Source organism: Pantoea endophytica (genome assembly GCF_002858935.1).
Lineage (GTDB): Bacteria > Pseudomonadota > Gammaproteobacteria > Enterobacterales > Enterobacteriaceae > Pantoea > Pantoea leporis.
The window spans coordinates 24,294-49,688 of record NZ_PJRT01000029.1; the positions used below are offsets into that span (position 1 = coordinate 24,294).

Consider the following 25,395-nt stretch of genomic DNA (forward strand, 5'->3'; position numbering starts at 1 on the left):
TCCTAAGCAGTAATTTGAGGCTAGCGTCCGTGGATCAGCAGAGCGTTTTTTCTTTAATGAACTTGTTGACCAAATTCATCAAATCATCCGCTGTTGGTTGATCCAGAGCCTGCTCCGCCAATGCCTTCGCATCTTCGAAATTAGTATTACGAATGATTTTCTTGATGCTTGGGATTGAAATGGCGCTCATGCTGAATTCGTCCAGCCCCATTCCCAGTAACAGTAGTGTAGCACGTTCATCACCAGCCAGCTCACCACACATGCCGGTCCATTTCCCTTCGGCATGTGATGCGTCGATCACTTGCTTAATGAGGCCAAGAACAGACGGCGTCATTGGGTTATAGAGGTGTGAAATCAAATCATTACCACGATCGACCGCCAGAGTATACTGCGTCAGGTCATTTGTCCCAATACTAAAGAAGTCGACTTCTTTCGCCAGATGGCGAGCAATCACTGCAGATGCTGGCGTTTCAACCATGATGCCCACTTCAATGGTCTCATCAAAGGATTTGCCTTCTTCACGCAGTTGCGCTTTCAGCAGCTCCAGTTCGCCTTTCAGAATGCGAACTTCTTCTACTGAAATGATCATTGGGAACATGATGCGCAGTTTACCGAATGAGGATGCACGCAGAATCGCGCGCAGCTGCGCATGCAGAATCTCTTTACGGTCCATGGCGATACGAATCGCGCGCCAGCCGAGGAACGGGTTGTCTTCTTTCGGCAGGTTCATGTAAGGCAGATCTTTGTCGCCGCCGATGTCCATGGTACGCACGATAACCGCCTGCGAACCCACGGCTTCAGCCACGGCTTTATACGCCTGGAATTGTTCTTCTTCGGTTGGCAGTGAATCACGGTCCATAAACAGGAACTCGGTACGATACAGGCCAACACCTTCCGCACCGTTGCGTTCAGCACCGGCAACATCACGCACGGTACCGATGTTAGCGCAGACTTCAACCTGATGGCCGTCCAGCGTAATGGCTGGCAGATCTTTCAGTTTCGCCAGTTCATGCTTTTCAGACAGATATTGAGTCTGAATTGCTTTCAATTCTTCCTGCACGTCATCAGTTGGATTGACGTAAATTTTGTTGTTCACGCCATCAACGATCAGGAAATCACCGTTTTTCACGGTGGCAGTCACGTTGCCGGTGCCGACAATCGCAGGCAGCTCAAGCGAACGCGCCATGATCGAGGTGTGAGATGTACGCCCACCCAGATCGGTAATAAAGCCCAGCACCTTTTTCAGGTTCAGCTGTGCGGTTTCTGACGGCGTTAAATCTTTCGCCACCAGAATAGATTCGTCAGCAATCGCACTCAGGTCGACAATGTGCAGACCGAGAATGTTCTGCAGCAGACGCTTACCAATATCACGTACGTCAGCCGCACGCTCTTTCAGGTATTCGTCATCCAGCTCTTCCAGTGCAACGGCCTGGCCTTCAATCACGGTGTGAGCAGCGGCGTCCGCGGTAGCATGGTCTTTCTTGATGAGGTCGATGATTTCCTGCTCAAGCTCTTCGTCTTCGAGCAGCATGATGTGACCTTCAAAGATCGCCGCTTTCTCTTCACCGAAGGTTTCACCGGCTTTAATGCGAATGGCTTCGAGCTGTGAAGCAGCTTTGCTGCGTCCATCAAGGAAGCGCTGAACTTCCTGCTCAACCTGATCGTCAGTAATTTTTTTACGGCTGATGACGATCTCATCTTCCTTCAGCAAAAGTGCGTTGCCGAAAGCGATACCCGGTGATGCTAAAATGCCTGAAATCATAACCCTACCTTTTAATCACGATGGCTCATTGACCCGATGCGTCGCCACTGTCGCGGAGCAGTACTCTAAAGATGCAATAACGCGGACAGATTGTCCGCGATCAAGATATTTGCACTCAATGGGGCAAAGGGGTCGGTTTAGTTGCGAACTGAGCCGGTTACTCCAGCTCAGCCATCAGCTTGACCAGGTGCTCAACCGCTTGCTGCTCGTCTTCACCTTCAGCAGACAGCGTAACAACCGTACCTTGAGTCAGACCCAAAGTCTGCAGTTTAAACAGGCTTTTCGCGCTGGCAGATTTGCCATTAGAGGTCACATTGATTTCTGACTTAAAAGCCTTTGCTTCTTTGACGAACTGGGCTGCAGGACGAGTATGAAGGCCGTTAGGTGCGGTAATGGTAACTTCTTGCTGGAACATTCTATTTCCCCAACTTTATCAGGTTTGGTGTTATGGATCTAAAGTCTAGCCTGGAGCCGTAACTTTAGCCTGTGTAGGTGCGCTGGTATGGCTTTAAGCTCACCATAAAATGCGCTCGAATGAGTACGTCATTAACAGTGACAGATCAAAAACTGCACGAATGCGTCACTCTTCTCATTATGCCGTGATTCGCCGTTTCGCCAAATCAGTAAATCGATTCAGCTTGATCCACTTCAAAGGCAGATTAATTTCAGGCACCGAAATAATTGGAAGCTTAAATACCAGAGCCGCATCACTGAAAGCAATCTGTCTGGTGATAAAAGTGAGATCTGCACCACAAAAAAGCACCCATTCGGGTGCTTTTTTCGTCAGTTTCAGACTTTAAGCATCACTGCTGGAGTTCTTTCTCAGTGAAGAGATCGGCAAACAGCGCGGTACTTAAATAACGTTCGCCGGAGGAGGGCAGAATCACCACGATGTTCTTGTTGGCGAAGGCTTCATCTTCTTGCAGCTTCAGCGCGGCAGCAACGGCAGCACCTGAGGAGATACCTGCTAAAATACCTTCTTCTTCCATCAGCTTACGGGCGGTGCTAATGGCTTCTTCATTGGTGATCGCCACTACGCGGTCGATCAATTCCAGATCAAGGTTGCCAGGAATGAAGCCGGCACCGATGCCCTGAATTTTATGTGGGCCTGGTTTGATCTCTTCGCCCGCCAGTGCCTGAGCAATAACCGGTGAATCTGTTGGCTCAACGGCAACTGTAATCAACTCGGTCTTGCCTTTGGTATTCTTGATGTAACGGCTCACGCCTGTCAGCGTACCGCCGGTGCCCACGCCCGCAATAAACACGTCCACTTCGCCGTCGGTGTCTTCCCAAATTTCTGGACCGGTGGTTTTTTCGTGGATTTCCGGGTTGGCTGGGTTGCTGAACTGCTGCAACAGCACATATTTGTCCGGATCGCTGGCGACAATCTCTTCCGCCTTCGCGATGGCACCTTTCATGCCTTTAGGACCTTCGGTTAGCACCAGGTTAGCTCCCAGCGCTTTCAGCAGCTTGCGGCGCTCAATTGACATGGTTTCTGGCATGGTTAGCGTCAGCTTGTAACCGCGCGCTGCGGCGACGTAAGCCAGCGCAATACCGGTGTTACCGCTGGTTGGTTCAACCAGCTCAACGCCCGGCTTCAAAATACCGCGTTTTTCCGCGTCCCAAATCATATTGGCACCGATACGGCATTTGATGCTGAAGCTCGGGTTGCGCGACTCGACCTTAGCCAGAATGCGGCCGTTACCGATGCGGTTCAGTCGAACCAGCGGCGTATGACCAATTGTCAGAGAGTTGTCTTCATAGATCTTACTCATAGCTCGTCCTTAACTGTATGAAATATTGGGAACCCTCAGAGCATACCTTTTCTAATGATGTGCGGAAGGAAAGAAATCGCATATCTATATAGCGCACAACCATAAGCCTTACGCAAAAATGCATAAGACGATTTAAAGCTTTAGCGGCGCGCATGTTGTGCATGATAACGATCCACCCACATGGCCGTTGCACCGCATACCGCAACCGGCAGAATCGCCAGATTGATAATCGGGATCATGGTGAACAGGCTAACCAGCGCACCAAATTGCATATTTGCGCTTTTGTGCTGGCGCAACGCCTGGCGCATCTGCTGGAAACTCACTTTGTGGTTATCAAATGGGTAGTCGCAATACTGCACGGACAACATCCACGCACTGAATAAAAACCATAGAACGGGCGCCACCGTTTGTCCAAAGCCGGGGATAAAGTGCAGCAACAGCAAACCAAGCGCACGCGGCAAATAGTAGCCGAGCTTCTGAAACTCTCGCTTCATGATGCGCGGTATGTCTTTTATCAGGCCCACCCAACCGCTATCTGGTAATGGCGTTCCGGTCAATCGCCCTTCAAGCTGCTCGGCGAGCAAGCCACAGAAGGGCGCGGCAATCAGATTTGCCAGAGTCGAAAAGAAGTAACTGAATACCAACACAATCGAAATCACTGAGAGCGGCCATAGCAGATAACTCAGCCACTGCAGCCAGTCAGGGATATGTGACATTAAAGCCGGGATCCACTGCCCCAAGCGCTGAAACAACCAGATAAAGGCACCGCCAAGTAGCACGATGTTGATCAGTAGCGGCATGATGACATAGCGACGAATGCCGGGCAGGCGCACCAGTTTCCATCCTTCAGCGAAGTAGTGAACACCATTAAATGTTGAGACCGAATTTCCTGCGGGCATAGCGAGCCTTTCTCCTAAATATAGCGGCGCGTCCATCATAACCTGGCTTTTTATCGGCTTCAGGCAGTGTTTGCGCGAAAAAACAGCAAAAAAGCGTGGGGCAGCTATCTAATTTGTCAGAAAATACTGCACAGACTTGCACTTGTTTAGCTGGGCAAATACAGTTAGAGGATAAAGTTTGCCGTGGTGGCAAGGTATTGGAACAACAGAGAATACAATGATGCAGGATTTGCGTCTGATATTAATCGTTGTTGGCGCGATCGCCATAATAGCGCTGCTACTTCATGGACTGTGGACCAGCCATAAAGAGCGCTCCTCCGTGTTTCGTGATCGCCCGCACAAACGTCTGAAACAGCGCGAAGAAGCCGATGAAGATCTGCTGAGCGAAGAAGATGATGGCGTCGGCGAAGTCCGTGTACGTCGTCCTCGTGATGCGGATGAAGAACCTGAATTCACTGCACGTCCAGCGAGCGCGCCGCGTGCGCCTGAACCTGTACGTCAACCGGCATCACGTCAGGCTGACCCATTATTAGGCGATCCGCTGCTGGATAACGAGCCAGACGTGCGTAAGCCGGCTGCGCCGCAAGCGCCAGTGGCGAAGCCAACGCCAGCGCCTGCACCACTACCGATTCAGGCCGATCCTTTGCTGGATAACGAACCGCTTTCCGCGACTCAACCTGCACCTGAATTCCTCGCCGCAGAAGAGCCAGAATTCGAACCTGAAGCGCCAGTTGCACATCAACCAGAAGCGCCACAGCCAGCGGCTGCTGCGCCTGGCAGTAAAAAAGAGGCCGTATTAGTGCTGCACGTCGCTGCACATGCGGGCGGCGAACTGAACGGTGAAGCGCTGTTGCAGGGCATCCTGCAGGCCGGATTCCAGTTTGGTGAGATGAACATTTTCCATCGCCATCTTAGCCCAGCCGGCAGCGGTCCGGTGCTGTTTAGCCTGGCGAACATGGTGAAGCCGGGTTCATTCGATCCGGATCAAATGGGGAATTTCTCTACGCCTGGCGTCTCGATCTTCATGATGGTGCCGTCGTACGGCGATGCGAATCAGAACTTCAAGCTGATGCTGCAATCCGCGCAGCGTATCGCTGATGATGTAGGCGGCGTGGTGCTGGATGATGAGCGTCGCATGATGACGCCGCAGAAGCTGGAAACCTACAAAACGCGTATTCGCGAAGTTATCGGTTAATCGCCGCTAGCTGAGTCAAAACAAGTATAACCCCCGCCTGTCGGGGGTTTTTTATCGGATAAGAGACTATGAAATCGGTTCAGGAGCAGATCACCGCGCTGCGCACCACGTTACGTCACCACGAATATCTCTACCACGTGATGGATACGCCGGAAATTCCGGATGCAGAGTATGACCGATTGATGGTTCAGCTGCGCGAGCTGGAAAGCGCACATCCTGATTTGATCACCCCTGATTCACCCACCCAACGCGTGGGTGCGGCACCGCTGGCGGCTTTTGAGCAAGTGCGTCATGAAGTGCCGATGTTATCGCTGGACAACACCTTTGATGAAGCGGGCTTCCTTGCCTTTAATAAACGCGTGCAGGATCGCCTTAAAAGCACTGACGAATTGACTTACTGCTGCGAGCTCAAGCTGGATGGTCTAGCCGTGAGCTTGCTGTATGAAGATGGCCTGCTGGTGCGTGCGGCGACGCGCGGAGATGGTACCACCGGCGAGAACATCACGGCGAACGTGCGCACAATTCACGCCATTCCGCTGCGTCTGCATGGCGATAACATCCCCGCACGCGTTGAAGTGCGTGGCGAAGTGTTTATCACCGAAAGCGGTTTTGAAAAGCTGAATGAAGAAGCGCGTCGCACCGGCGCGAAAGTCTTTGCTAACCCACGCAACGCCGCAGCCGGTTCACTGCGCCAGCTCGATCCACGCATCACCGCTAAACGTCCACTGACCTTCTTCTGCTACGGTTTTGGTCTGCTGGAAGGCGGTGAAATGCCTGCCAGCCATTGGCAACGTCTGCAACAGTTTAAGGCGTGGGGATTGCCAGTCACCGATCGTATTCGCCTGGCACACAGCGCCGATGAAGTGCTGGCGTTTTATCGTCAGGTTGAGCAGGAGCGCCCGTCGCTCGGCTTCGATATCGATGGCGTGGTTATCAAGGTCGATTCGCAGGCGCTGCAGGAGCAGCTCGGCTTTGTGGCGCGAGCGCCGCGCTGGGCTGTAGCCTTTAAATTCCCGGCGCAGGAACAGATGACGTTCGTGCGCGATGTCGAATTCCAGGTGGGCCGCACCGGCGCGATTACGCCCGTCGCGCGTCTGGAGCCGGTTCAGGTTGCGGGCGTTGTGGTAAGTAATGCCACGCTGCACAACGCCGATGAAATTGCCCGACTGGGTTTGCGCATTGGCGACAAGGTGGTGATTCGCCGCGCCGGTGACGTGATTCCGCAAGTGGTCAACGTGGTGGAATCGGAGCGCCCGACAGAGACGCGTGAAATCGTCTTCCCAGGTCATTGCCCGGTGTGCGGTTCAGACGTTGAACGCGTGGAAGGTGAAGTTGTGACGCGCTGCACCGGCGGCCTGATTTGTGGCGCGCAGCGTAAAGAAGCACTTAAACACTTCGTTTCGCGTCGTGCGATGGATGTCGATGGCATGGGCGATAAGATCATCGATCAGTTGGTGGAGAAAGAGTACGTCTTAACGCCAGCCGATCTGTTCCGCCTTACTGCCGGTAAGCTAACCGGACTCGATCGCATGGGCCCTAAATCGGCTCAGAACGTGGTTGATGCGCTGGAAAAGGCCAAATCCACCACGCTGGCACGTTTCCTCTATGCGCTGGGTATCCGCGAAGTGGGCGAAGCCACTGCCGCCAACCTTGCCAATCACTTTGGCGAGCTGGAAAAGGTGATGAACGCCGATCTCGATGCGCTGATTGAAGTACAAGATGTCGGCAAAGTGGTGGCGACGCATGTGCGTAACTTTATGGATGAAGAGAGCAACCGCGCCGTTATTCGCGATCTTACTGAAGAGATTGGCGTGCACTGGCCGCAGGTTGAAGTGGTCAATGTCGAAGAAATTGATAGTCCATTTGCCGGTAAAACCGTGGTACTGACCGGCTCTCTGTCGCAGATGAATCGCGATGATGCCAAAGAGCGTCTGGTAGCGTTGGGCGCTAAAGTGAGCGGTAGCGTGTCGAAGAAAACCGATTTGCTGATTGCGGGGGAAGCGGCCGGTTCCAAGCTGGCGAAAGCGCAGGAGCTCGGCATTCCGGTGATCGACGAAGCGGAAATGATTCGCCTGCTCGGAGCGTAATGTGGATAAACAGCAACTGGTTGAAATCGCCAATACCGTGATGCCGTTCGGCAAGTACAAGGGCAGAGCGCTGATTGATGTGCCGGAGGAGTATTTGCTGTGGTTCGCTCGCAAAGATGAATTCCCGGCCGGTAAGTTAGGCGAATTGATGCAGCTGACGCTGACCATCAAGATCGAAGGGCTGGAAGGTTTAATCAAACCGCTCAAGCGCAATGAATAACAAAACGGCCCGCTTTTGCGGGCCGTTGTATTTAGGACTTCTGCGCTTCTACTTGCTGCTGCGCCAGCCGTTTTTCATTGCCGGCTTTATAGCGCTGGGCAATGAAAGAACACACCATTAACTGCACCTGATGGAAGATCATCAGCGGCAGCACGATAATCCCCACGGAACTGGCCGGGAACAGGATGTTGGCCATCGGGACACCGTTCGCCAGACTCTTTTTCGAGCCACAGAACAGCACCACAATCTCGTCCGCACGGCTGAAGCCAAACAGGCGCGATGCCGCCAGGTTAATCGCCAGTGCGATAAACAGCACCAGCACGCTGCCAACCAGAATCCACAGCAAGGTATCCACGCCCACGCGATGCCAAATGCCGTTCACCACCGCTTCACTGAAGGCGGAGTAAACCACCAGCAGAATCGAGGTTTGGTCGGTTTTACCAATCAGGCTGCGATGCTTCTCGACCCACGCGCCAATCCAGCGACGCGACAGATGTCCTAAAACAAACGGCACCAGCAGTTGCAGCATAATTTTGCCAATCTGCTCCAGACCGTTGCCCGGCATTTCGCTATGCACATTCATCACCAGATTCACCAGCAGCGGCGAGACAAATACGCCGAGCAGGCTGGAGGCTGAAGCTGCACAGACCGCAGCGGCGACGTTGCCGCCCGCCATTGAGGTGAAGGCGATTGAGGATTGCACGGTCGCTGGCAGAATACACAGATAGATAAAGCCGGTGTAAATCTCCGGGCTGACGTTAACCGGATGCCACCAGACAATCAGCAAACCAATAATCGGGAAAATCACAAAGGTGCTGCACATAATCCACAAGTGCAAACGCCAGTGGCTGCTGCCGGCAATGATCTTCTCGCGCGACAGTTTGGCGCCATGCATAAAGAACAGCAGGGCGATGGCGGCGGTGGTCAGATATTCGAAGATATCGACAAAGACGCCTTTGGCAGGAATAAAGCTGGCCAGCAGCACGGTAATGATGAGTTTAATCATCATCGGATCGAGGCGTAAAAATCCCATTGTTAAAATCCGGTTAAATTTAAAAAAATGATGGTGCTGATTGTGCGCCTGCTGGGTTTAGAAATAAAATTGATTTATTGCATCAATCTATGAGCGATATCGATGAATTACACCTTACGTCAGTTGCGTACCTTTGTCGCGGTGGCGCATCACGGCAGCTTCAGTCTGGCCGGCCAAGCGATTGGTTTAAGTCAGTCGGCGGTCAGCCATAGCATTAAAGAGCTGGAAGCGGAAATGGGCGTGCGCTTACTCGATCGCACTACGCGGGAAGTAATGCTGACCGAGGCGGGGCAGCAGCTGGCCACACGGCTTAATCGTCTGCTGGACGACCTCAATACCACCGTGTTGGATGTGCGCAGCTATGGCGAACAGCGCAGCGGCACGGTGCGTGTTGCCGCCAGCCAAACGCCTTCTGCCCATCTGATGCCGCAGTGCCTGGCCAGCAGCCAGCAGCGCTATCCGGATATCCGCGTCATCCTGCATGACCGCGTACAGCAATGGGTGCTGCAAAGCGTACGCAATGCGGAGGTTGATTTTGGCATTGTAATTGGCCCGCTCAACGACACTGATTTTGACAGCGAAGAGATTCTGCAGGAGCCTTTTTTACTGCTGTGTCATGAAGATGACGAGCTGGCGCAAATTGAACAGGCGCAATGGTCGATGCTGGCCGGACGCAATATGGTGCTACAGGATTATGCTTCCGGCAGTCGCGTGTTAGTTGATGCCGCGCTGCAACAGCTGGCGTTGAGTGTGCATGTGGTGCAGGAAATCGGTCATCCCGCTACGCTTTATCCGATGGTGGAAGCGGGAATTGGCATCAGCATTCTGCCTGCGCTGGCCTTGCCGTTGCCGTCAGGACGCAAACTCACGGTGCGGCGTCTTTATCCGGAAATTAATCGCAGCCTGATGCTGATAAAGCGCAAAAACCGCTCGCTGACACCCGCCGCAGAAGCGATCTGGCAGGAAGTGCGCCAGCAGGCAGCCCTGCTGACGCAACAACGCATGCTAAAGCCGGCGTTTTAAACGTAAACGTTGATTTGATTGGTATCAGTTGGGCGGTTAATACCATCAGCTTTGGTGGCCGCAGGTTGCTGTGCTTCCTGTTTCTGTTGCGCTTTCTCAGCTTGCTGCTGCTCAATTTGCGCGATTTGCGCTTCAATCATTTGAATCTGTGATTGCAGCATCTGCTCCTGTTCAGACTTTTGCTCATCGGTGAGCGTATCGTCGCTGGAAAGATCTTTCAGCTGCTTAGTGATGGATTGAATCTGTTTATAGAGGCTGGCGATTTCTGAGGTAGAACCGCCGCCGCTACTTGCGGTGCTGACACTACCTACGCTGGATATAGACATGGTTTTCTCCTTGCAATAGACCATTATCGTTATCGGTTAGAGTATAAGGAGGCTTGAGGGCAGGGAGTGTTAAACTTGCGAAAAGGGTTCGTTGGGATTTAGCGCATTAACCACAGATTTAACGCATAGCAAAAAGGCGCCTTTAGGGCGCCTTTTTACATTGGTGGGTCGTGCAGGATTCGAACCTGCGACCAATTGATTAAAAGTCAACTGCTCTACCAACTGAGCTAACGACCCGAAGTGGTGGGTGATGACGGGCTCGAACCGCCGACCCCCTCCTTGTAAGGGAGATGCTCTACCAACTGAGCTAATCACCCACTTCGGTACTGCTTAACAAGAGTGTCATCTGACTAAGATATGGTGGGTGATGACGGGCTCGAACCGCCGACCCCCTCCTTGTAAGGGAGATGCTCTACCAACTGAGCTAATCACCCATATCTTATCTCTTGTTCACTGCGGGCCATCTTTAAACCTTCTAAAGAGTGGTGGGTGATGACGGGCTCGAACCGCCGACCCCCTCCTTGTAAGGGAGATGCTCTACCAACTGAGCTAATCACCCCCGCTGTGTGGAGTCGCATTATAGGGATCCTTCAAAGTGAGTCAACGGTTTTTAAAACTTAAATGTGCGTTCGCTTTAAAAATAATCATCGTGGGGCGCTTTTCGCCAATGTGCTGGTTTTATTAGCAGAAAAGCGCACAGCAAACCGGGATGCCACCGCGACAATCATTGAGGAATCAGCCTCACCTGCTAGAATGTGCGCACTGTTTTTTCGCGTTAACCCGTTTTTTTGTCATCCAGACAATGAAACCTGCGCATTTAAGGCAATGCTGAATGAAAATCAAAACTCGCTTCGCACCCAGCCCAACGGGCTATCTGCACGTAGGCGGTGCTCGTACTGCTCTTTACTCCTGGCTTTATGCTCGCCATAACAAAGGCGAATTCGTTCTGCGTATCGAAGATACCGATCTGGAGCGTTCCACACCGGAAGCCATTGAAGCCATCATGGATGGTATGAACTGGCTGAGCCTTAACTGGGATGAAGGTCCGTATTATCAGACCAAGCGTTTTGATCGCTACAACGCGGTGATCGACGACATGCTGGAAGCGGGCACGGCCTATAAATGCTACTGCAGTAAAGAACGTCTCGATGCGCTGCGTGAAGAGCAGATGGAAAAAGGCGAAAAGCCGCGTTATGACGGCCGCTGCCGCGACAGCCATGAACATCACGCCGCTGATGAGCCGTGCGTGGTGCGCTTCCGCAACCCGCAGGACGGTTCTGTCATCTTTGACGATCAGATTCGTGGTCCGATTGAATTCAGTAATCAGGAACTGGATGACCTGATCATTCGTCGTACCGACGGTTCACCCACCTATAACTTCTGTGTGGTGGTGGATGACTGGGATATGGGCATCACTCACGTGATTCGTGGTGAAGACCATATCAACAACACGCCACGCCAGATCAATATCCTGAAAGCGATCGGTGCAGAAGTGCCAACTTACGCGCACGTATCAATGATCCTCGGCGATGACAGTAAGAAGTTGTCCAAACGTCATGGCGCTGTTGGCGTGATGCAGTATCGTGATGACGGTTATTTGCCGGAAGCGCTGCTCAACTATCTGGTACGTCTTGGCTGGTCACATGGCGATCAGGAGATTTTCAGCGTGCCGGAAATGGCAGAGCTGTTCACTCTGGATGCCGTGAGTAAGTCGGCCAGTGCTTTCAATACTGAAAAACTGCAGTGGCTAAATCATCACTACATTAATACGCTGCCGCCGGAGTACGTTGCTACGCAGCTGCAATGGCATATTGAGCAGCAGAAGATTGATACCCGCACCGGTCCGGAGTTGGCAAAGCTGGTTACCTTACTGGGCGAGCGTTGCAAAACCCTGGTAGAGATCGCGGCATCTTGCCGTTACTTCTATGAAGAGTTTGAAGCCTTTGATGCTGACGCGGCGAAGAAGCATCTGCGTCCGGTCGCGCGTCAGCCGCTGGAAGTGGTGCGCGACAAACTGGCTGCAATCAGCGACAGCAACTGGAACGCAGAGAATGTGCATCATGCAATTCAGTCTGCGGCAGATGAGCTGGAGCTGGGGATGGGCAAAGTCGGTATGCCACTGCGTGTAGCGGTGACCGGTTCTGGTCAGTCACCGGCGCTGGATGTGACGGTGGAAGCGATTGGTCGCAGCCGCAGCGTTGCGCGAATCGAAAAAGCGCTGGCATTCATCGCGGAGCGCGAAGCAAACGCATAATGTGAAAAAGCCGGAAGCATCTGCTTCCGGCTTATTTATTCTTCCTGAATCCCCAGACGTTCCAGTACGCCTCGAATTCCCTCCCGCAACAACAACGCCGCAAATTGATCTTGCTCCGCTGCCGTCATTTGCTGGACAGAATTTATTAATAACGCAGGTAACGTATTTTGTTGTGCACCGTAATTAGCCGCCGGTTCGTTCGCGTGGCGGGTGGATTGAACAAAGCTCTTTACGCGCTCATCTATATGGATCAATCGCGCTTTACCGCCCTGAACACCGGGCTTTGGCGTGGTTGTCCAGTTTTCACGCTTGATCCATTTATTCACCGTTTGCCGACTGTAGCCCGTTTCCTGCGCGAGCTCCTCGGGGGTAAGCCATTCCTTTTTCACGATGCTGTCCCTGTTAAATACATTAGTTCTACATATTACAACAAAACGTAACGGGGAAAAGTAACCTGAACAGAAAATGCCTTCTGCTCTCCAACAAAAGGCAAAATTCGGTTATTGCGCCTGGCTCACTGCGGGTTGTTCCGGACGGAAAGCGATGAAATAGGTGAGGCCAACAAAAATTGCACCGCCCACGCCGTTACCGAGGAACACCGCGATCACGTTTGGCGCAAATTCCGCCCAGCTCATCTGCCCGGCAAAAATTGCCGCCGGAACAATAAACATGTTTGCGACGACGTGCTGGAAGCCAATCGCCACGAACGCCATCACCGGGAACCACATACCGAAAATTTTACCTACCACATCTTTACTGGCGAAGGCGAGCCACACCGCCAGACACACCAGCCAGTTGCAGCCCACGCCGGAAATAAAGGCATGCAGGAAATCGGCATTCACTTTTGCGTGCGCAATCGCCACGGTTTTTTTCAGGTAATCGCCTTCGGTCATGCCCAGCATGTGACCAAAGAACCATGCAACCGCAACGCTGCCAATGAAATTGGCGAGGGTAACCCAAAACCAGTTACGCAGAACGCTGAAGCCACTGATGCGACGAGCGAACCAGGCGATGGGCATCGTCATCATATTGCCGGTCAGCAGCTCGCCGCCCGCCAGTACCGTCATGATCAACCCGACCGGGAACACCGCAGCGCCGAGCAGCACGCCGAATGAACCCCATTCAGCAGGCAGTTGGTTAATGACATGCAGATCGAGCAGGAAGCCAGTGGCGATAAACGCACCGGCCATAAAGCCAAGAATCAACAAGGTGGAGATAGGCAGGCGGCTTTTAGCCACGCCAGCTTGAATCGCCAGTTGGGCGATCTCTTTAGGTGTATGCAGCGACATAGTTCACTTTTCTTTTATGGATTAATGGGGACGTTGCTGGCCGGTCATTGAGAGAACACCCTGGTAGGATGACCGGTTAATTAGCGCGCTAAGTTTTACACGCACTTTTAACGAAAACAAGACTGCTTCTAACATCTTTAACCTAAAGTTAACGCAGGGTTGAGGTTGGAGTGGGGAAGCATTGCCGGATGGTGCATATAAATAGTCGCGCAGCGGGATGGCGTGTTGAAAAAAAACCATGCTGACGCGGGGTTGACGCCTTTTTCAGCGATCAAACACAGAACGAGAATTTGACGTTGACACTCAAGGGGCGGTTTCATATTATCCCGTCCGTCGAGTTTACTCGGCAGTTTTTCGGTTCGGGGGTATAGCTCAGCTGGGAGAGCGCTTGCATGGCATGCAAGAGGTCAGCGGTTCGATCCCGCTTATCTCCACCAAACCGCTCCCAACGGTTTGACCGAAAAATGATTTCCAGATGTGGGGGTATAGCTCAGCTGGGAGAGCGCTTGCATGGCATGCAAGAGGTCAGCGGTTCGATCCCGCTTATCTCCACCAAATCTCTGTTCATTCTGAACACATTCAAAAAAATACCTTCTTAAACGCAACGCAGTAAATTGCGATTTTTGTCGTTTGAAGGGCCGCCATTTTGGCGACCTCATCACTCACGACGCAAATTATCATCAGGCCGTAACAGCCTACGGCTGCAATTGCAGCACCCGGAAACCGTGCGTGCCATCGCGATCCAGCTGCGCCACTAAACCGTATTCCCAGTCCAGATACGCCTGCATCACGCCCGCTTCAATATCGGTGCCTTCATATGGACGGCGATAGCGATCAATGGCCGGGGACAACAGTTGCTGCTCTCCCTGCTCCGTTGGCAAACCCGCTTCGCGCCAGGCAGCGTTACCGCCCTCCAGCACAAACACCGGCTTGCCGGTCAGCTCAGCCACTTGTTGCACCGCATAACCCGCTAGCAGGCTGCTGCCGCAGGTCAGAACATAGCGACGTGCCTCCGGCAACAACGCTTTGCCTTGCTGCTGCAGGGTAGAGCGCAGCAACCAGGCCGCGCCCGGAATATGGCTGTTGAGATGGTTCGCGCGCGTGGTGAAATCCAGTACCTGCGTTTGTCCTTCCTGCAACCATTCCGCTAACTGCTGCGGTGAGATGAATTCGGGTTGAGCGACGGGCGGCACCTGCGCTTTCCAGTTACCGCGTTCACTGAAATCACTGGCCTGCAGCTCCTCCAGCACCGAAACCTGCCAGCCAAGCTGCGCCAGCCAGGATGCGGTCATATTGGCGCGCACGCCGTCATCATCAATTAGCACAATGCGCGCACCGCGCACGCTGGCGTAATGATCGGTCTCCTGCACCAGTTGACCTCCCGGCACATGGCGGCTGCCAGGCAGATGCCCGGCGGCGTATTCGTCGGCATCACGCACATCAAACAGATAAGTGGTACGCGTCTCCTGCTGCCAGCGTTTCAGCGTGGCGAGTGGGATACGTTCCACACCGGCGCGATCGGCGATGATGCGCGCATTGTTCGCCGCCTGACGCTGTGCGGTTTCGCTGGCCTCACCGTAGCGGCGCGACTGGCCTTTATCCAGCGCATGCCCGGCCAGCGTCCAGCCGATGGTACCATTACGCAGTGCGAACACCGGATTGCGAATCCCGGCGTTCACCAGCGATTGCGTACCAATGATACTGCGCGTGCGGCCGGCGCAGTTCACTATCACCGTGGTCTCCGGCGATGGCGCGATGTCACGCACGCGCAGCACCAGTTCACCGCCCGGCACGCTGGTGGCGCCTGGAATACTCATGGTTTGATATTCATCGAAACGACGCGCATCGAGCACTACCACGTTAGCATCGCTGTTAATCAGCTGATGCACCTCGTCCGCAGATAAAGAAGGTGTGTGATTGTGATGCTCAACCAGTTCGCCAAACGCTTTGCTGGGTGAATTCACGTCGATAAACAGTTCGCCGCCCGCCGCTTGCCAGCCGGCCAAATCATCTGCCAGCAGCGCGACATTGCTGTAACCCAGCGCGGCAATCCGTTCGGCAGCGGTTTGCGCCAGGCCTTCGTTACCGTCATACAGCGTGATCGCGGTGGTGCGCTGCGGAATGCGGTCCAGCAGCTCAAGCTCCAGTTTTGACAGTGGAATATTCACCGCAAACAACGGATGCGCGGTGGCAAACAGCGCTTCATCGCGCACATCGACAATCGCCACTTCCTGCTGCTGACGCAGGGCCTCAATAATTTCCGCCGCCTGGCGTAAAGGGAAAACCGGTTTAGTCATGTGAAAGGTCCCAAATGTTCGGTAAGTAACGGTTGCTGTAACCGGAGATAAACGTTTTTTCACTGCCGTCTTCGCGGTAGACCGCGCGTTTGACCGCGCCAATGTTGGCGCCATAAACGTGAATGCTGATGGAGACGCGGTCGTCATAGGCGTTGCTGACGCGATGAATATCGCCTACCGTCGGCGACACCGCTTCAACGCGGCCGGGATCGAGTCGGACTGGCGCGCCTTCCGGCTGCAATCCGTTTGGCCCCGGCTGCCAGGATTGTGAAATCTCTGCGCCGCGCAGCATGCCAATCAGTCCCCATACGCGATGGTCGTGAATCGGCGTTTGCTGGCCTGGCCCCCAGACGAAACTCACCACCGAAAAGCGTTGCTGCGCATCGGCATACAACAAATATTGTTGATAGTGTTCGGGATGAGGTTGGGTAAAGGCGTCGTCCAGCCAGTCGTCGTGGCGAATCAACTCGCCAAGCCACGCGCTGCCACGTTGTAACACCGTGGCCTCTTCCGGCTGCGCATCCAGCAAGTTGGCAAGATTGGCGACAAAATCTCGCAGGCGCTGGTGCTGATACTGGCTCATAAGCTTCAGGCGCTCCTTTTCTCGGCGGCTGAGAGCGCATCGACTTTCTCGCGCGTCAGCGGAATCAGCTCGCGACCATATTCCACCGCATCGTTAAGCGGATCGAAGCCGCGAATCAGCACGCTATGAATGCCAAGGCGATAATATTCCAGCAGTGCATCGGAAACTTGCTCCGGCGTTCCCACCAGCGCAGTGGAGTTGTAGCCGCCCTGAACCAGTTTTGCGACGCCGGTCCACAGCACTTTATCCAGACGATCGCCTTCATTGGCGGCGGCGAGTAAACGCTGCGCGCCAACGCTCTGCGGCTTTGCCTTACCAAAGGCAAAGCCACTTTCGTTAAGCTGTTTTTCGGCCGTGGCGCGGATGTGCTCCGCACGTTCCCAGGCTTCTTTTTCAGTTGTGCCAAGAATCGGCCGGAACGAGATGTTGAAGTTAATTTCGCGGCCCTGTCTGGCGGCAGCGGCACGCACGTTGCGTACCGTCTCTTCCGCGCCTTTCAGCGGCTCGCCCCACAGCGCAAACACATCGGCATGGCGTGCTGCAACATCAATCGCCTCCTGCGACGATCCGCCAAAATAGATGGGCAGTTTATTCTGCAGCGGTTTGATGGCTGAGAACGCCTGCTCGGCCTGATAAAACCGGCCTTGATGATCGTACGGCTGCGCGGATTCGAGACTCTGCTTCAATACGGTGAGGAACTCATCGCTACGCGCATAGCGCTCGGCTTTATTGAGGAAGTCACCGTCGCGGCGCTGCTCGGCATCGCTGCCGCCGCTGATGATGTGCACCGCTAAGCGACCGTCGGTGAGATGATCAAGCGAAGCCAGTTTGCGCGCCGCTAGCGTCGGCGAGACAAAGCCGGGACGATGCGCCAGCAAAAATTTCAGCGTCGAGGTGTGCGCCGCCGAGTGCGCGGTGACCAGAAAACCATCCGGCTGATCCGACCAATAGCCCACCAGAATGCGATCAAAACCGGCGTCTTCATGCGCCCGCGCAAAACGCGCAATGTACTCTTTATCGAACAGCGGGCCGCTAGCCGGAATAATTTCGGAAGCGAGGCGGTGGCCAATCATGCCAAGGAATTGAATGCTCATGCGGTTCTCCTGAAGTGACGTCATGGAGAAAAACTACGGGCGCAGGCGGTGTGAACGGAAATTCAATATTGTGCAAAGGTTTTGCGTTTAACAGTGAAGCGGGTGATAGCGGGGGAAAAGCGGAAGCGACGCGGATTAGAACCGATTGAAATAATTAAGAACAGAAGGGCGAGCCGCAGCTCGCCCCGTATATCAGAAGGCCAATACCAGACCAGCGATAGCGGCTGACAGCACGCTCACCAGCGTTGAACCGTACAGCAGTTTCAGGCCGAAGCGTGAAACCACGTTACCTTGCTCTTCGTGCAGACCCTTAATCGCGCCCGCCACAATCCCGATAGAGGAGAAGTTAGCAAAGGAGACCAGGAACACAGAAAGAATACCTTCCGAGTGTGGCGACAGCTGACCGGCGATTTTCTGCAGATCCATCATTGCCACGAATTCGTTGGAAACCAGTTTGGTGGCCATGATGCTGCCTACTTGCAGCGCTTCGTGTGAAGGAACACCCATCACCCACGCAAATGGATAGAACACATAGCCCAGCACGCCCTGGAAGCTGATGCCGAAAATCAGGTCGAACAGCGCGTTCAGACCGGTGATCAAGGCGATAAAACCAATCAGCATTGCGGCAACAATCATCGCAACTTTAAAACCGGCGAGGATGTATTCGCCCAGCATTTCGAAGAAGCTCTGGCCTTTATGCAGGTCCTGCAGTTGCAGATCTTCTTCGCTGTCCACGCGGTACGGGTTAATCAGCGACAGCACAATAAAGGTGCTGAACATGTTCAATACCAGCGCGGCCACCACATATTTTGGCTGCAGCATGGTCATGTAGGCGCCGACAATTGACATCGAAACGGTCGACATGGCAGTCGCTGCCATGGTGTACATACGGCGCTGTGACATTTTGCCAAGGATATCTTTATAGGCGATGAAGTTTTCTGACTGTCCCAAAATCAGAGAGCTCACGGCGTTAAAGGATTCCAGTTTGCCCATACCGTTTACTTTGGACAGCACGGTACCAATGCCGCGAATCACCCACGGCAAAATGCGGAAATGCTGCAAAATACCGATTAACGCAGAGATGAAAATGATGGGGCAAAGCACGTTGAGGAAGAAGAAAGCGAGACCTTTTTCGCTCATATTACCAAACACGAAGTTGGTGCCTTCGGCGGCATATTTGAGCAGATGATCGAAGAATCCTGCGAAGCCCTGCACAAAGCCGAGACCGATGGAGGAGTTCAGGAAGAACCAGGCCAGCAGAATTTCGATTACCAGAAGTTGAACGATATAACGAAGACGGATGCTTTTACGATCGTGGCTGACCAGCAAGGCCAGCACCGCTACCACCACTAGTGCTAAAAGAAAATGCAAAACATGGGACATGTCGGCTCCAAATTTGAGGAGGGTTGTATTTTGTTGCGTATTCTATGTAACGCGTTACTTAAAAACGAGATCAAAACCACATTATAAGTATTCGCTATCGCGTTTTTTCTCAGATAAGTCTGACCGCTCACAACCCTATTACAAATTCATCACAAGAAATATCCACAAAAACATTGTCTATAAAATAACCCAAGAGTAGAGTCTTTTGCGTTGCATTTGTTTTTAGCAAGAACTGACTTTACCGCAATGTATAGCAATGGCTATACTTTATAGCACCATCTATTACTACAATAACTATAACCAAATTTCATCTGCCTTGAATGACCCTTAATCTGGACAGGTCAACAAGCATTAGGACAGGGTAAAACTATGCTAGAAAGCCGCACCGCCGAGCGCGCCGCTCGCGGAGCCAGAAAGATCAAACTCGCGCTGCTGGGCCCCGCCTTTATTGCGGCGATTGGCTACATCGATCCCGGCAACTTCGCGACCAACATTCAGGCCGGCGCCGCCTATGGCTACAAGCTGTTATGGGTGGTGGTGTGGGCCAACGTCATGGCGATGCTGATCCAGCTGATGTCCGCCAAGCTGGGCATTGCTACCGGCAAAAATCTTGCAGAACACATCCGCGATCGCTTCCCGCGTCCGGCGGTGTGGTTCTATTGGGTGCAGGCGGAAATCATCGCCATGGCCACCGATCTCGCTGAATTTATCGGCGCGGCGCTCGGCTTCAAGCTATTACTTGGCATTTCCCTGCTGCAGGGTGCGGTGTTAACCGGTATCGCGACCTACCTGATTCTGATGCTGCAAAGTCGCGGGCAGAAGCCGCTGGAACTGGTGATTGGCGGTCTGCTGCTGTTTGTAGCGGCGGCTTATATTGTGGAGCTGTTTTTCTCCCAGCCTAAAGTGAGTGAGCTGGTGGTTGGCATGGCGCTGCCATCGCTGCCAACATCGGATGCGGTATTCCTCGCTGCTGGTGTGTTAGGCGCCACCATTATGCCGCACGTGATTTATCTGCATTCGGCGCTGACGCAGCACGGCAATAAAGGCAGCAAGGCGCAACGTTACAGTTCAACCAAGCTGGATGTGGCTATCGCCATGACCATCGCTGGCTTTGTGAATCTGGCGATGATGGCCACCGCCGCCGCGGCATTTCACTTTAGCGGTCACTCCAGCATCGTCGATCTCGATCAGGCTTACTTAACGCTGCAACCGCTGTTGGGTGAAGCGGCGGCGATTGTGTTCGGTTTGAGTCTGGTGGCTGCCGGTCTCTCTTCTACCGTGGTCGGCACGCTGGCGGGACAAGTGGTGATGCAGGGCTTTATCCGTTTCCACATTCCGCTGTGGTTCCGCCGCACTATCACCATGTTGCCCTCTTTTATAGTAATTTGGGCGGGCTGGGATCCCACGCGCATTCTGGTAATGAGTCAGGTGCTGTTGAGTTTCGGTATCGCGCTGGCGCTGATTCCGCTGCTCTCCTTTACCGGCAACCGCGAATTGATGGGCGATGAGATGGTGAACTCACGCCTGATGCAAAATGCCGGGCGGCTGATTGTGGTGCTGGTGATCGCCCTCAATCTCTATTTGCTGGTCGGCGAAGCGCTCGGTTGGTAACTGCCAGAGAAAAGAAAAATCCCGCCATTGTGCAGGATTTTTTGTTTAGTGATGATGGTGATCGTGGTGACCTCGACGATCATCATGGCGATGATCGTGGCGGTGATGTTCACGACGTTCACGCTCATGCCAGCGGCGTTCGCGCTCACGTTCATAGGCGCGATGACGTTTCCACTCTTCGTGACGCCACCAGCGATGATCGTTGTACTGATAACGATCGTTCCACCAGCGCGGCTCGCGCCAGCGACCGCCGTCCCAGTAATTACCGTGACGATCGCGATCGCCGAGATGCAGCGTAACGCCCGGACCCAAATTTATGGTGGCGCTGTCGGCTTGTGCTGTGCTGATAGCCAACGGGGATAAGGTTGCCAGCAAGGCGGCAAACAAAATGGCACGTTTCATAACTTCTCCTTTTCAGTAGCTTATAACTGCCACCGTTGCGCTAGTTTGCCACATCGGACCAGGGAAGCCTTGAGAATCAGTCTGAAAACGCTGAGGGAAATCTGAAATGAGAATTTTCTGCTGCGGAAAACGCCCGACCAATGCCGGGCGGGTAAACGTTTACACTAAGATATTGTGGATAGCGTCGATCTCATCCTGGCTTAGTTCCGGCTGGCTCAACATCTCAACCGCATCATCAATTTGCGCGGTTTTACTGGCGCCAATCAGCACCGAGGTAACACGCGCATCGCGCAGCACCCAGCTCAGCGCCATCTGCGCCAGCTTCTGGCCGCGCTGTTGGGCAATCGCCTGCAGCTGACGCACTTTTTCCATCTTCTCTTGCGTCAGCTGGTTTTCATTCAGGAACTTACTGCCGCTGGCGATGCGCGAGTCTTGTGGAATACCCTGCAAATAGCGGTCGGTTAACACGCCACCCGCCAGCGGCGAGAAGGCGATGCAACCAACGCCGTTGTCGCCCAGCACATCCAGTAAACCCTGCTCAGGCGTACGTTCAAACATCGAATAACGCGGCTGGTGGATCAGGCAAGGCGTGCCGAGGTCGCGCAGAATCGCAATCGCTTCGGCGGCTTTGTCTGCCGGATAGTTGGAGATGGCGGCATACAGCGCTTTGCCCTGACGCACCACCTGATCCAGCGCACGCATAGTCTCTTCCAGCGGCGTTTCGGGATCGGGGCGGTGATGATAGAAGATATCAACGTACTCCAATCCCATGCGCTTCAGGCTTTGATCGAGACTGGAAATCAGATACTTGCGCGAACCCCAATCGCCGTATGGGCCGTCCCACATGGTGTAACCGGCTTTAGTTGAAATCACCAGCTCGTCACGCAGTCCCTGAAAATCCTCGCGCAGAATGCGACCAAAGTTGGATTCCGCCGATCCCGGCGGCGGGCCGTAATTATTGGCGAGATCGAAATGGGTAATGCCGCGATCAAAGGCATGGCGCAGCAGTTCACGGCTGTTATCGACGCGCGTACTGTCGCCAAAGTTATGCCACAAACCCAGTGAAATCGCCGGTAACTTCAGGCCGCTACGGCCACTGCGGCGGTATTGCATCTGTTGATAACGTTCGGGATGGGGAAAAGCACTCATGCAGCGTTCCTGTCTCATAGGGGAGAAAGTGACATCAGCATATCAGTGTATGCGTTTACACTAAGGCGAAACGCGCCGAAGATCGCAACTTACAGAATTATCTGTCGTCGTAACGAATGCTTGCCACAAATCACCACGCCACGATGATGAATATCTCGCCAATTCAGCCACATCGCTAATACTCGTGATTATCCCCTTAACAAGGAGCTGTCGATGAAAAACCCGAACGTTGGCGATTATTTACTGCACCGATTACAGCAAGCTGGCATCCGTCATCTGTTCGGCGTGCCCGGCGATTACAACCTGCAATTTCTCGACAGCGTGATTGCGCATCCCGACATTGCCTGGGTTGGCTGTGCCAATGAACTGAATGCGGCGTATGCGGCGGATGGTTACGGGCGCTGCAACGGTGCGGCGGCACTGCTGACCACCTTTGGCGTCGGCGAGCTAAGCGCGATTAACGGCATCGCCGGCAGCTATGCCGAATATGTGCCGGTGATTCATATCGTTGGCGCGCCCGCCAGTCAGGCGCAACAGCAGGGCGATTGTGTGCACCATTCGCTGGGCGACGGCGATTTTGGTCACTTCCTGCGTATGGCGCAGGAAGTAAGTGTGGCATCGGCGGTGCTGACGGCGGAAAACGCAGTGACTGAGATTGATCGCGTTATCAGCGAGGCGCTAACGCAACATCGCCCCGGCTATTTACTGCTGGCGGTGGATGTGGCGGCGGCTGAGATTTCGCTATCAGAGGAAAAAGCCACAGCCGCAGATAACCATCAGCAGGTTGCCGTGGCCTTTGCCGATGCGGCAGAACGCTTGCTGGCACCAGCACAGCGCGTGGCGCTGTTGGCCGATTTCCTGGCCTCACGCTGGCAGTTGCAGCCACAGCTTGAGGTGTTGCGCCAGCTGCGTGCGATTCCTGCCGCCACCTTGTTGATGGGCAAGGGCGTGCTGAACGAGCAGCAGCCGGGCTTCGTCGGTACGTATGCCGCGCAAGGCAGCAGCGATGCGGTGCGTCAGACCATCGAAGATACCGACGTTACGCTGTGCGTCGGCGTGCGGTTTACCGACACCTTAACCGCCGGCTTCACACAAAATCTGCCCGCCGAGCGCGTGATCGATCTGCAGCCGTTTCAGGCCACGGTCGCTGGCGAGGTGTTTGCGCCGTTGAGCATGCAGCAGGCGCTGGCGGCGCTGACGCCGATTTATCAGCGTCACTGCGCGCACTGGCGGCTGGCAGATGCGTCTGAGTACGAGGAAAGTGAGCAAATTGCTGCGGCGGTAATCAGTCAGCAGGCATTCTGGCAGGCGATGCAGCGCTTCCTGCAACCCGGTGATATTATCCTTGCCGATCAAGGCACTGCGGCCTTTGGCGCGGCGGCGCTGCGTTTACCGCAGGATGCGCAACTGCTGGTGCAACCGCTGTGGGGATCGATTGGCTATACTTTACCCGCCACTTTTGGTGTGCAAACCGCGCAGCCAGATCGGCGGGTCATCCTGATTATTGGCGATGGCTCTGCGCAGCTGACGATTCAGGAGTTAGGTTCGATGCTACGCGACGGCCAGCAGCCGATTATCTTCTTGATTAATAACGATGGTTATACCGTTGAGCGCGCGATTCACGGTGCTGAGCAACGTTACAATGATATCGCGCAATGGAACTGGACCGTGCTACCGCAGGCGCTGAGCCAGCACTGTGCGGCGCAAAGCTGGCGCGTCAGCGAAACGGTGCAACTCGACGCGGTGATGGAACAATTAATGCGAAATCGACGTCTGTCGCTGGTGGAAGTGGTGATGGACAAACAGGACTTGCCGCCGCTGCTACGTAAAGTCACCGCCGCACTGCATCAGCGTAATAGTGGCTAAATTTCGGAAAGTTGCCGCTGGGAAGTCGGGCAGGTGATCGGTAGGCTGTGCAGCATCTTTGAATGGATTACGCCCATCGTGCAGGTGGGCGTTGTTGTTTTATTGGCAGGCTTTTATAGTGTCCTGCAATTGTTTATGACCCAAGCGGAGCAGCAGAAGAATGACAACATACGCCCTGGTCGGCGATGTGGGCGGTACCAATGCCCGTCTCGCATTGTGTGAGGTAGAAAACGGCGCTATCTCGCAAGCCCAAACCTTCTCAACATCAGACTACGACAATCTCGAAGCGGTGATTCGCCACTATCTGGACGAGCAAAAACAGGACATTAAGCACGCCTGTATCGCTATTGCCTGTCCGATTACCGGCGATTGGGTGGAGATGACCAACCACGATTGGGCGTTCTCGACCAAAGTGATGAAAGAGCATCTGGCGCTGGAAAGCCTGGAAATCATTAATGATTTCACCGCCGTTTCTATGGCGATTCCGATGCTGAGCGAACAGGAAGTGATTCAGTTTGGCGGTAGAGCGCCGGTTGAAGGCAAGCCTATCGCGATTTATGGTGCGGGTACCGGCCTCGGCGTCAGCCATTTAGTGCACGTGGATAAGCGCTGGATCAGCTTGCCGGGCGAGGGCGGTCACGTTGACTTCGCGCCAAATAGCGAAGAAGAGGGTGAAATTCTCGAAGTGCTGCGCGCGGAGATTGGCCACGTTTCGGCGGAACGCGTGCTGTCCGGTGCCGGTTTGGTTAATCTGTATCGCGCCATCGTGAAGTCAGATGAGCGTGAGCCAGAAAACCTCAAGCCTAAAGATGTCACCGAACGCGCATTAAAAGATACCTGCATCGATTGCCGTCGCGCGCTGTCGTTGTTCTGCGTGATCATGGGCCGTTTTGGCGGCAACCTGGCGCTGAATCTGGGCACTTTCGGCGGCGTTTATATCGCGGGCGGTATTGTGCCGCGCTTCCTCGATTTCTTTAAAGCCTCCGGTTTCCGCGCGGCATTTGAAGATAAAGGTCGCTTCCGCGATTACCTGGTCGATATTCCGGTATATATGATTACTCACGATCAGCCGGGCTTACTCGGCGCCGGTGCGCACCTGCGTCAGGTGTTGGGCCGCGAGCTGTAAACACGCAGGCGAGCGGCATCC

22 protein-coding genes and 6 tRNA genes are annotated in these 25,395 nt (G+C 54.0%); 10 read left to right on the top strand and 18 right to left on the bottom strand.

Features of this window, described 5'->3' with window-relative positions; all coding sequences use genetic code 11:
• Positions 1-34: 34 nt before the first annotated feature.
• From ptsI to cysZ, 4 genes are all read right to left on the bottom strand, one after another.
• A complete protein-coding gene (gene ptsI, locus PZBJ_RS17720) occupies positions 35-1,762 on the bottom strand; it encodes a phosphoenolpyruvate-protein phosphotransferase PtsI (protein WP_101763575.1) in 1,728 nt (575 codons plus the stop codon).
• 157 nt (positions 1,763-1,919) lie between these two features.
• Positions 1,920-2,177 (bottom strand): phosphocarrier protein Hpr, encoded by a 258-nt coding sequence (gene ptsH, locus PZBJ_RS17725; protein ID WP_101763576.1) that lies wholly within the window; start codon positions 2,175-2,177, stop codon positions 1,920-1,922.
• Between the two features lie 388 nt (positions 2,178-2,565).
• Complete coding sequence (gene cysK, locus PZBJ_RS17735; protein ID WP_101763577.1) at positions 2,566-3,537, bottom strand: cysteine synthase A; 972 nt, start codon at positions 3,535-3,537, stop codon at positions 2,566-2,568.
• A 140-nt stretch (positions 3,538-3,677) separates the two neighbouring features.
• Complete coding sequence (cysZ, locus tag PZBJ_RS17740; RefSeq protein WP_101763578.1) at positions 3,678-4,436, bottom strand: sulfate transporter CysZ; 759 nt, start codon at positions 4,434-4,436, stop codon at positions 3,678-3,680.
• Between the two features lie 217 nt (positions 4,437-4,653).
• Between cysZ and zipA the strand changes: the two genes are divergently transcribed.
• From zipA to PZBJ_RS17755, 3 genes are all read left to right on the top strand, one after another.
• The gene (zipA, locus tag PZBJ_RS17745) at positions 4,654-5,631 is read left to right on the top strand and encodes a cell division protein ZipA (protein WP_101763579.1); all 978 of its coding nucleotides are present in this window, start codon (positions 4,654-4,656) and stop codon (positions 5,629-5,631) included.
• Between the two features lie 68 nt (positions 5,632-5,699).
• The gene (gene ligA, locus PZBJ_RS17750) at positions 5,700-7,718 is read left to right on the top strand and encodes an NAD-dependent DNA ligase LigA (RefSeq protein WP_101763580.1); all 2,019 of its coding nucleotides are present in this window, start codon (positions 5,700-5,702) and stop codon (positions 7,716-7,718) included.
• Position 7,719: 1 nt separating this feature from the next.
• Positions 7,720-7,938: a DUF3820 family protein gene (locus PZBJ_RS17755; protein WP_101763581.1), complete on the top strand. Its 219-nt coding sequence runs from the start codon at positions 7,720-7,722 to the stop codon at positions 7,936-7,938.
• A 31-nt stretch (positions 7,939-7,969) separates the two neighbouring features.
• Here the strand turns inward: PZBJ_RS17755 and PZBJ_RS17760 are convergent, their stop codons facing one another.
• Positions 7,970-8,971, bottom strand: a complete 1,002-nt coding sequence (locus PZBJ_RS17760) for a bile acid:sodium symporter family protein (RefSeq protein WP_101763582.1) — start codon at positions 8,969-8,971, stop codon at positions 7,970-7,972.
• A gap of 102 nt (positions 8,972-9,073) precedes the next feature.
• Here PZBJ_RS17760 and PZBJ_RS17765 point away from each other — a divergent pair, with 102 nt between their 5' ends.
• Positions 9,074-9,994, top strand: coding sequence for a LysR family transcriptional regulator (locus PZBJ_RS17765; RefSeq protein WP_101763583.1), 921 nt, complete (start codon positions 9,074-9,076; stop codon positions 9,992-9,994).
• Here PZBJ_RS17765 and PZBJ_RS17770 read toward each other — a convergent pair.
• From PZBJ_RS17770 to PZBJ_RS17790, 5 genes are all read right to left on the bottom strand, one after another.
• Positions 9,991-10,320 (bottom strand): FlxA-like family protein, encoded by a 330-nt coding sequence (locus PZBJ_RS17770; RefSeq protein WP_101763584.1) that lies wholly within the window; start codon positions 10,318-10,320, stop codon positions 9,991-9,993. The two genes, PZBJ_RS17765 and PZBJ_RS17770, sit on opposite strands and share 4 nt — an antisense overlap.
• Before the next feature lie 161 nt (positions 10,321-10,481).
• Positions 10,482-10,557: transfer RNA gene (locus tag PZBJ_RS17775), tRNA-Lys, on the bottom strand.
• A 4-nt stretch (positions 10,558-10,561) separates the two neighbouring features.
• Positions 10,562-10,637, bottom strand: a tRNA-Val gene (locus PZBJ_RS17780).
• 41 nt (positions 10,638-10,678) lie between these two features.
• A tRNA-Val gene (locus PZBJ_RS17785) sits at positions 10,679-10,754 on the bottom strand.
• A gap of 49 nt (positions 10,755-10,803) precedes the next feature.
• Positions 10,804-10,879: transfer RNA gene (locus PZBJ_RS17790), tRNA-Val, on the bottom strand.
• Positions 10,880-11,152: 273 nt separating this feature from the next.
• Here PZBJ_RS17790 and gltX point away from each other — a divergent pair.
• The gene (gene gltX, locus PZBJ_RS17795; protein WP_101763585.1) at positions 11,153-12,574 is read left to right on the top strand and encodes a glutamate--tRNA ligase; all 1,422 of its coding nucleotides are present in this window, start codon (positions 11,153-11,155) and stop codon (positions 12,572-12,574) included.
• Positions 12,575-12,609: 35 nt separating this feature from the next.
• Here gltX and PZBJ_RS17800 read toward each other — a convergent pair whose 3' ends face one another.
• Together PZBJ_RS17800 and PZBJ_RS17805 are read right to left on the bottom strand one after the other, a co-directional pair.
• The gene (locus tag PZBJ_RS17800) at positions 12,610-12,963 is read right to left on the bottom strand and encodes a YfeC-like transcriptional regulator (RefSeq protein WP_101763586.1); all 354 of its coding nucleotides are present in this window, start codon (positions 12,961-12,963) and stop codon (positions 12,610-12,612) included.
• A gap of 111 nt (positions 12,964-13,074) precedes the next feature.
• On the bottom strand, positions 13,075-13,863 hold the full coding sequence (locus PZBJ_RS17805; RefSeq protein ID WP_101763587.1) for a formate/nitrite transporter family protein: 789 nt from the start codon (positions 13,861-13,863) through the stop codon (positions 13,075-13,077).
• A 361-nt stretch (positions 13,864-14,224) separates the two neighbouring features.
• Between PZBJ_RS17805 and PZBJ_RS17810 the strand changes: the two genes are divergently transcribed.
• Together PZBJ_RS17810 and PZBJ_RS17815 are read left to right on the top strand one after the other, a co-directional pair.
• A tRNA-Ala gene (locus PZBJ_RS17810) sits at positions 14,225-14,300 on the top strand.
• 42 nt (positions 14,301-14,342) lie between these two features.
• Positions 14,343-14,418: transfer RNA gene (locus tag PZBJ_RS17815), tRNA-Ala, on the top strand.
• 140 nt (positions 14,419-14,558) lie between these two features.
• On the opposite strand, the gene PZBJ_RS17820 is transcribed toward PZBJ_RS17815, so the two are convergent.
• The 4 genes from PZBJ_RS17820 to PZBJ_RS17835 all read right to left on the bottom strand — a co-directional run bounded on the left by PZBJ_RS17820 (position 14,559) and on the right by PZBJ_RS17835 (position 19,220).
• The gene (locus PZBJ_RS17820) at positions 14,559-16,160 is read right to left on the bottom strand and encodes a rhodanese homology domain-containing protein (protein WP_101763588.1); all 1,602 of its coding nucleotides are present in this window, start codon (positions 16,158-16,160) and stop codon (positions 14,559-14,561) included.
• Positions 16,153-16,743 (bottom strand): cysteine dioxygenase family protein, encoded by a 591-nt coding sequence (locus PZBJ_RS17825; RefSeq protein WP_101763589.1) that lies wholly within the window; start codon positions 16,741-16,743, stop codon positions 16,153-16,155. The genes PZBJ_RS17820 and PZBJ_RS17825 overlap by 8 nt, the downstream gene beginning before the upstream one ends.
• A 5-nt stretch (positions 16,744-16,748) precedes the next feature.
• Complete coding sequence (locus PZBJ_RS17830) at positions 16,749-17,837, bottom strand: LLM class flavin-dependent oxidoreductase (protein WP_101763590.1); 1,089 nt, start codon at positions 17,835-17,837, stop codon at positions 16,749-16,751.
• Positions 17,838-18,029: 192 nt separating this feature from the next.
• Complete coding sequence (locus PZBJ_RS17835; RefSeq protein WP_101763591.1) at positions 18,030-19,220, bottom strand: NupC/NupG family nucleoside CNT transporter; 1,191 nt, start codon at positions 19,218-19,220, stop codon at positions 18,030-18,032.
• A gap of 369 nt (positions 19,221-19,589) precedes the next feature.
• On the opposite strand from PZBJ_RS17835, the gene PZBJ_RS17840 reads away from it, so the two are divergent.
• Entirely contained in the window at positions 19,590-20,831 is a 1,242-nt protein-coding gene (locus PZBJ_RS17840; RefSeq protein ID WP_008101352.1) for an Nramp family divalent metal transporter, read from the top strand.
• A gap of 45 nt (positions 20,832-20,876) precedes the next feature.
• Here PZBJ_RS17840 and PZBJ_RS17845 read toward each other — a convergent pair whose 3' ends face one another.
• Together PZBJ_RS17845 and mgrA are read right to left on the bottom strand one after the other, a co-directional pair.
• A complete protein-coding gene (locus tag PZBJ_RS17845) occupies positions 20,877-21,233 on the bottom strand; it encodes a DUF2502 domain-containing protein (RefSeq protein WP_101763592.1) in 357 nt (118 codons plus the stop codon).
• Between the two features lie 159 nt (positions 21,234-21,392).
• On the bottom strand, positions 21,393-22,382 hold the full coding sequence (gene mgrA, locus PZBJ_RS17850) for an L-glyceraldehyde 3-phosphate reductase (protein WP_101763593.1): 990 nt from the start codon (positions 22,380-22,382) through the stop codon (positions 21,393-21,395).
• Between the two features lie 213 nt (positions 22,383-22,595).
• On the opposite strand from mgrA, the gene PZBJ_RS17855 reads away from it, so the two are divergent.
• Together PZBJ_RS17855 and glk are read left to right on the top strand one after the other, a co-directional pair.
• Complete coding sequence (locus PZBJ_RS17855) at positions 22,596-24,248, top strand: alpha-keto acid decarboxylase family protein (protein ID WP_101763594.1); 1,653 nt, start codon at positions 22,596-22,598, stop codon at positions 24,246-24,248.
• Positions 24,249-24,408: 160 nt separating this feature from the next.
• On the top strand, positions 24,409-25,374 hold the full coding sequence (gene glk, locus PZBJ_RS17860) for a glucokinase (RefSeq protein WP_101763595.1): 966 nt from the start codon (positions 24,409-24,411) through the stop codon (positions 25,372-25,374).
• The last annotated feature ends 21 nt before the right edge of the window (positions 25,375-25,395 follow it).

Coding starts and splice junctions, on each gene's coding strand:
- ptsH (WP_101763576.1), bottom strand. CDS start 2,177: ATGTTCCAGCAAGAAGTTACCATTACCGCACCTAACGGCCTTCATACT.
- PZBJ_RS17820 (WP_101763588.1), bottom strand. CDS start 16,160: ATGACTAAACCGGTTTTCCCTTTACGCCAGGCGGCGGAAATTATTGAG.
- gltX (WP_101763585.1), top strand. CDS start 11,153: ATGAAAATCAAAACTCGCTTCGCACCCAGCCCAACGGGCTATCTGCAC.
- ptsI (WP_101763575.1), bottom strand. CDS start 1,762: ATGATTTCAGGCATTTTAGCATCACCGGGTATCGCTTTCGGCAACGCA.
- PZBJ_RS17805 (WP_101763587.1), bottom strand. CDS start 13,863: ATGTCGCTGCATACACCTAAAGAGATCGCCCAACTGGCGATTCAAGCT.
- ligA (WP_101763580.1), top strand. CDS start 5,700: ATGAAATCGGTTCAGGAGCAGATCACCGCGCTGCGCACCACGTTACGT.
- cysK (WP_101763577.1), bottom strand. CDS start 3,537: ATGAGTAAGATCTATGAAGACAACTCTCTGACAATTGGTCATACGCCG.
- PZBJ_RS17765 (WP_101763583.1), top strand. CDS start 9,074: ATGAATTACACCTTACGTCAGTTGCGTACCTTTGTCGCGGTGGCGCAT.
- PZBJ_RS17845 (WP_101763592.1), bottom strand. CDS start 21,233: ATGAAACGTGCCATTTTGTTTGCCGCCTTGCTGGCAACCTTATCCCCG.
- PZBJ_RS17840 (WP_008101352.1), top strand. CDS start 19,590: ATGCTAGAAAGCCGCACCGCCGAGCGCGCCGCTCGCGGAGCCAGAAAG.
- cysZ (WP_101763578.1), bottom strand. CDS start 4,436: ATGCCCGCAGGAAATTCGGTCTCAACATTTAATGGTGTTCACTACTTC.
- PZBJ_RS17835 (WP_101763591.1), bottom strand. CDS start 19,220: ATGTCCCATGTTTTGCATTTTCTTTTAGCACTAGTGGTGGTAGCGGTG.
- PZBJ_RS17830 (WP_101763590.1), bottom strand. CDS start 17,837: ATGAGCATTCAATTCCTTGGCATGATTGGCCACCGCCTCGCTTCCGAA.
- PZBJ_RS17760 (WP_101763582.1), bottom strand. CDS start 8,971: ATGGGATTTTTACGCCTCGATCCGATGATGATTAAACTCATCATTACC.
- zipA (WP_101763579.1), top strand. CDS start 4,654: ATGATGCAGGATTTGCGTCTGATATTAATCGTTGTTGGCGCGATCGCC.
- PZBJ_RS17825 (WP_101763589.1), bottom strand. CDS start 16,743: ATGAGCCAGTATCAGCACCAGCGCCTGCGAGATTTTGTCGCCAATCTT.
- glk (WP_101763595.1), top strand. CDS start 24,409: ATGACAACATACGCCCTGGTCGGCGATGTGGGCGGTACCAATGCCCGT.
- mgrA (WP_101763593.1), bottom strand. CDS start 22,382: ATGAGTGCTTTTCCCCATCCCGAACGTTATCAACAGATGCAATACCGC.
- PZBJ_RS17770 (WP_101763584.1), bottom strand. CDS start 10,320: ATGTCTATATCCAGCGTAGGTAGTGTCAGCACCGCAAGTAGCGGCGGC.
- PZBJ_RS17855 (WP_101763594.1), top strand. CDS start 22,596: ATGAAAAACCCGAACGTTGGCGATTATTTACTGCACCGATTACAGCAA.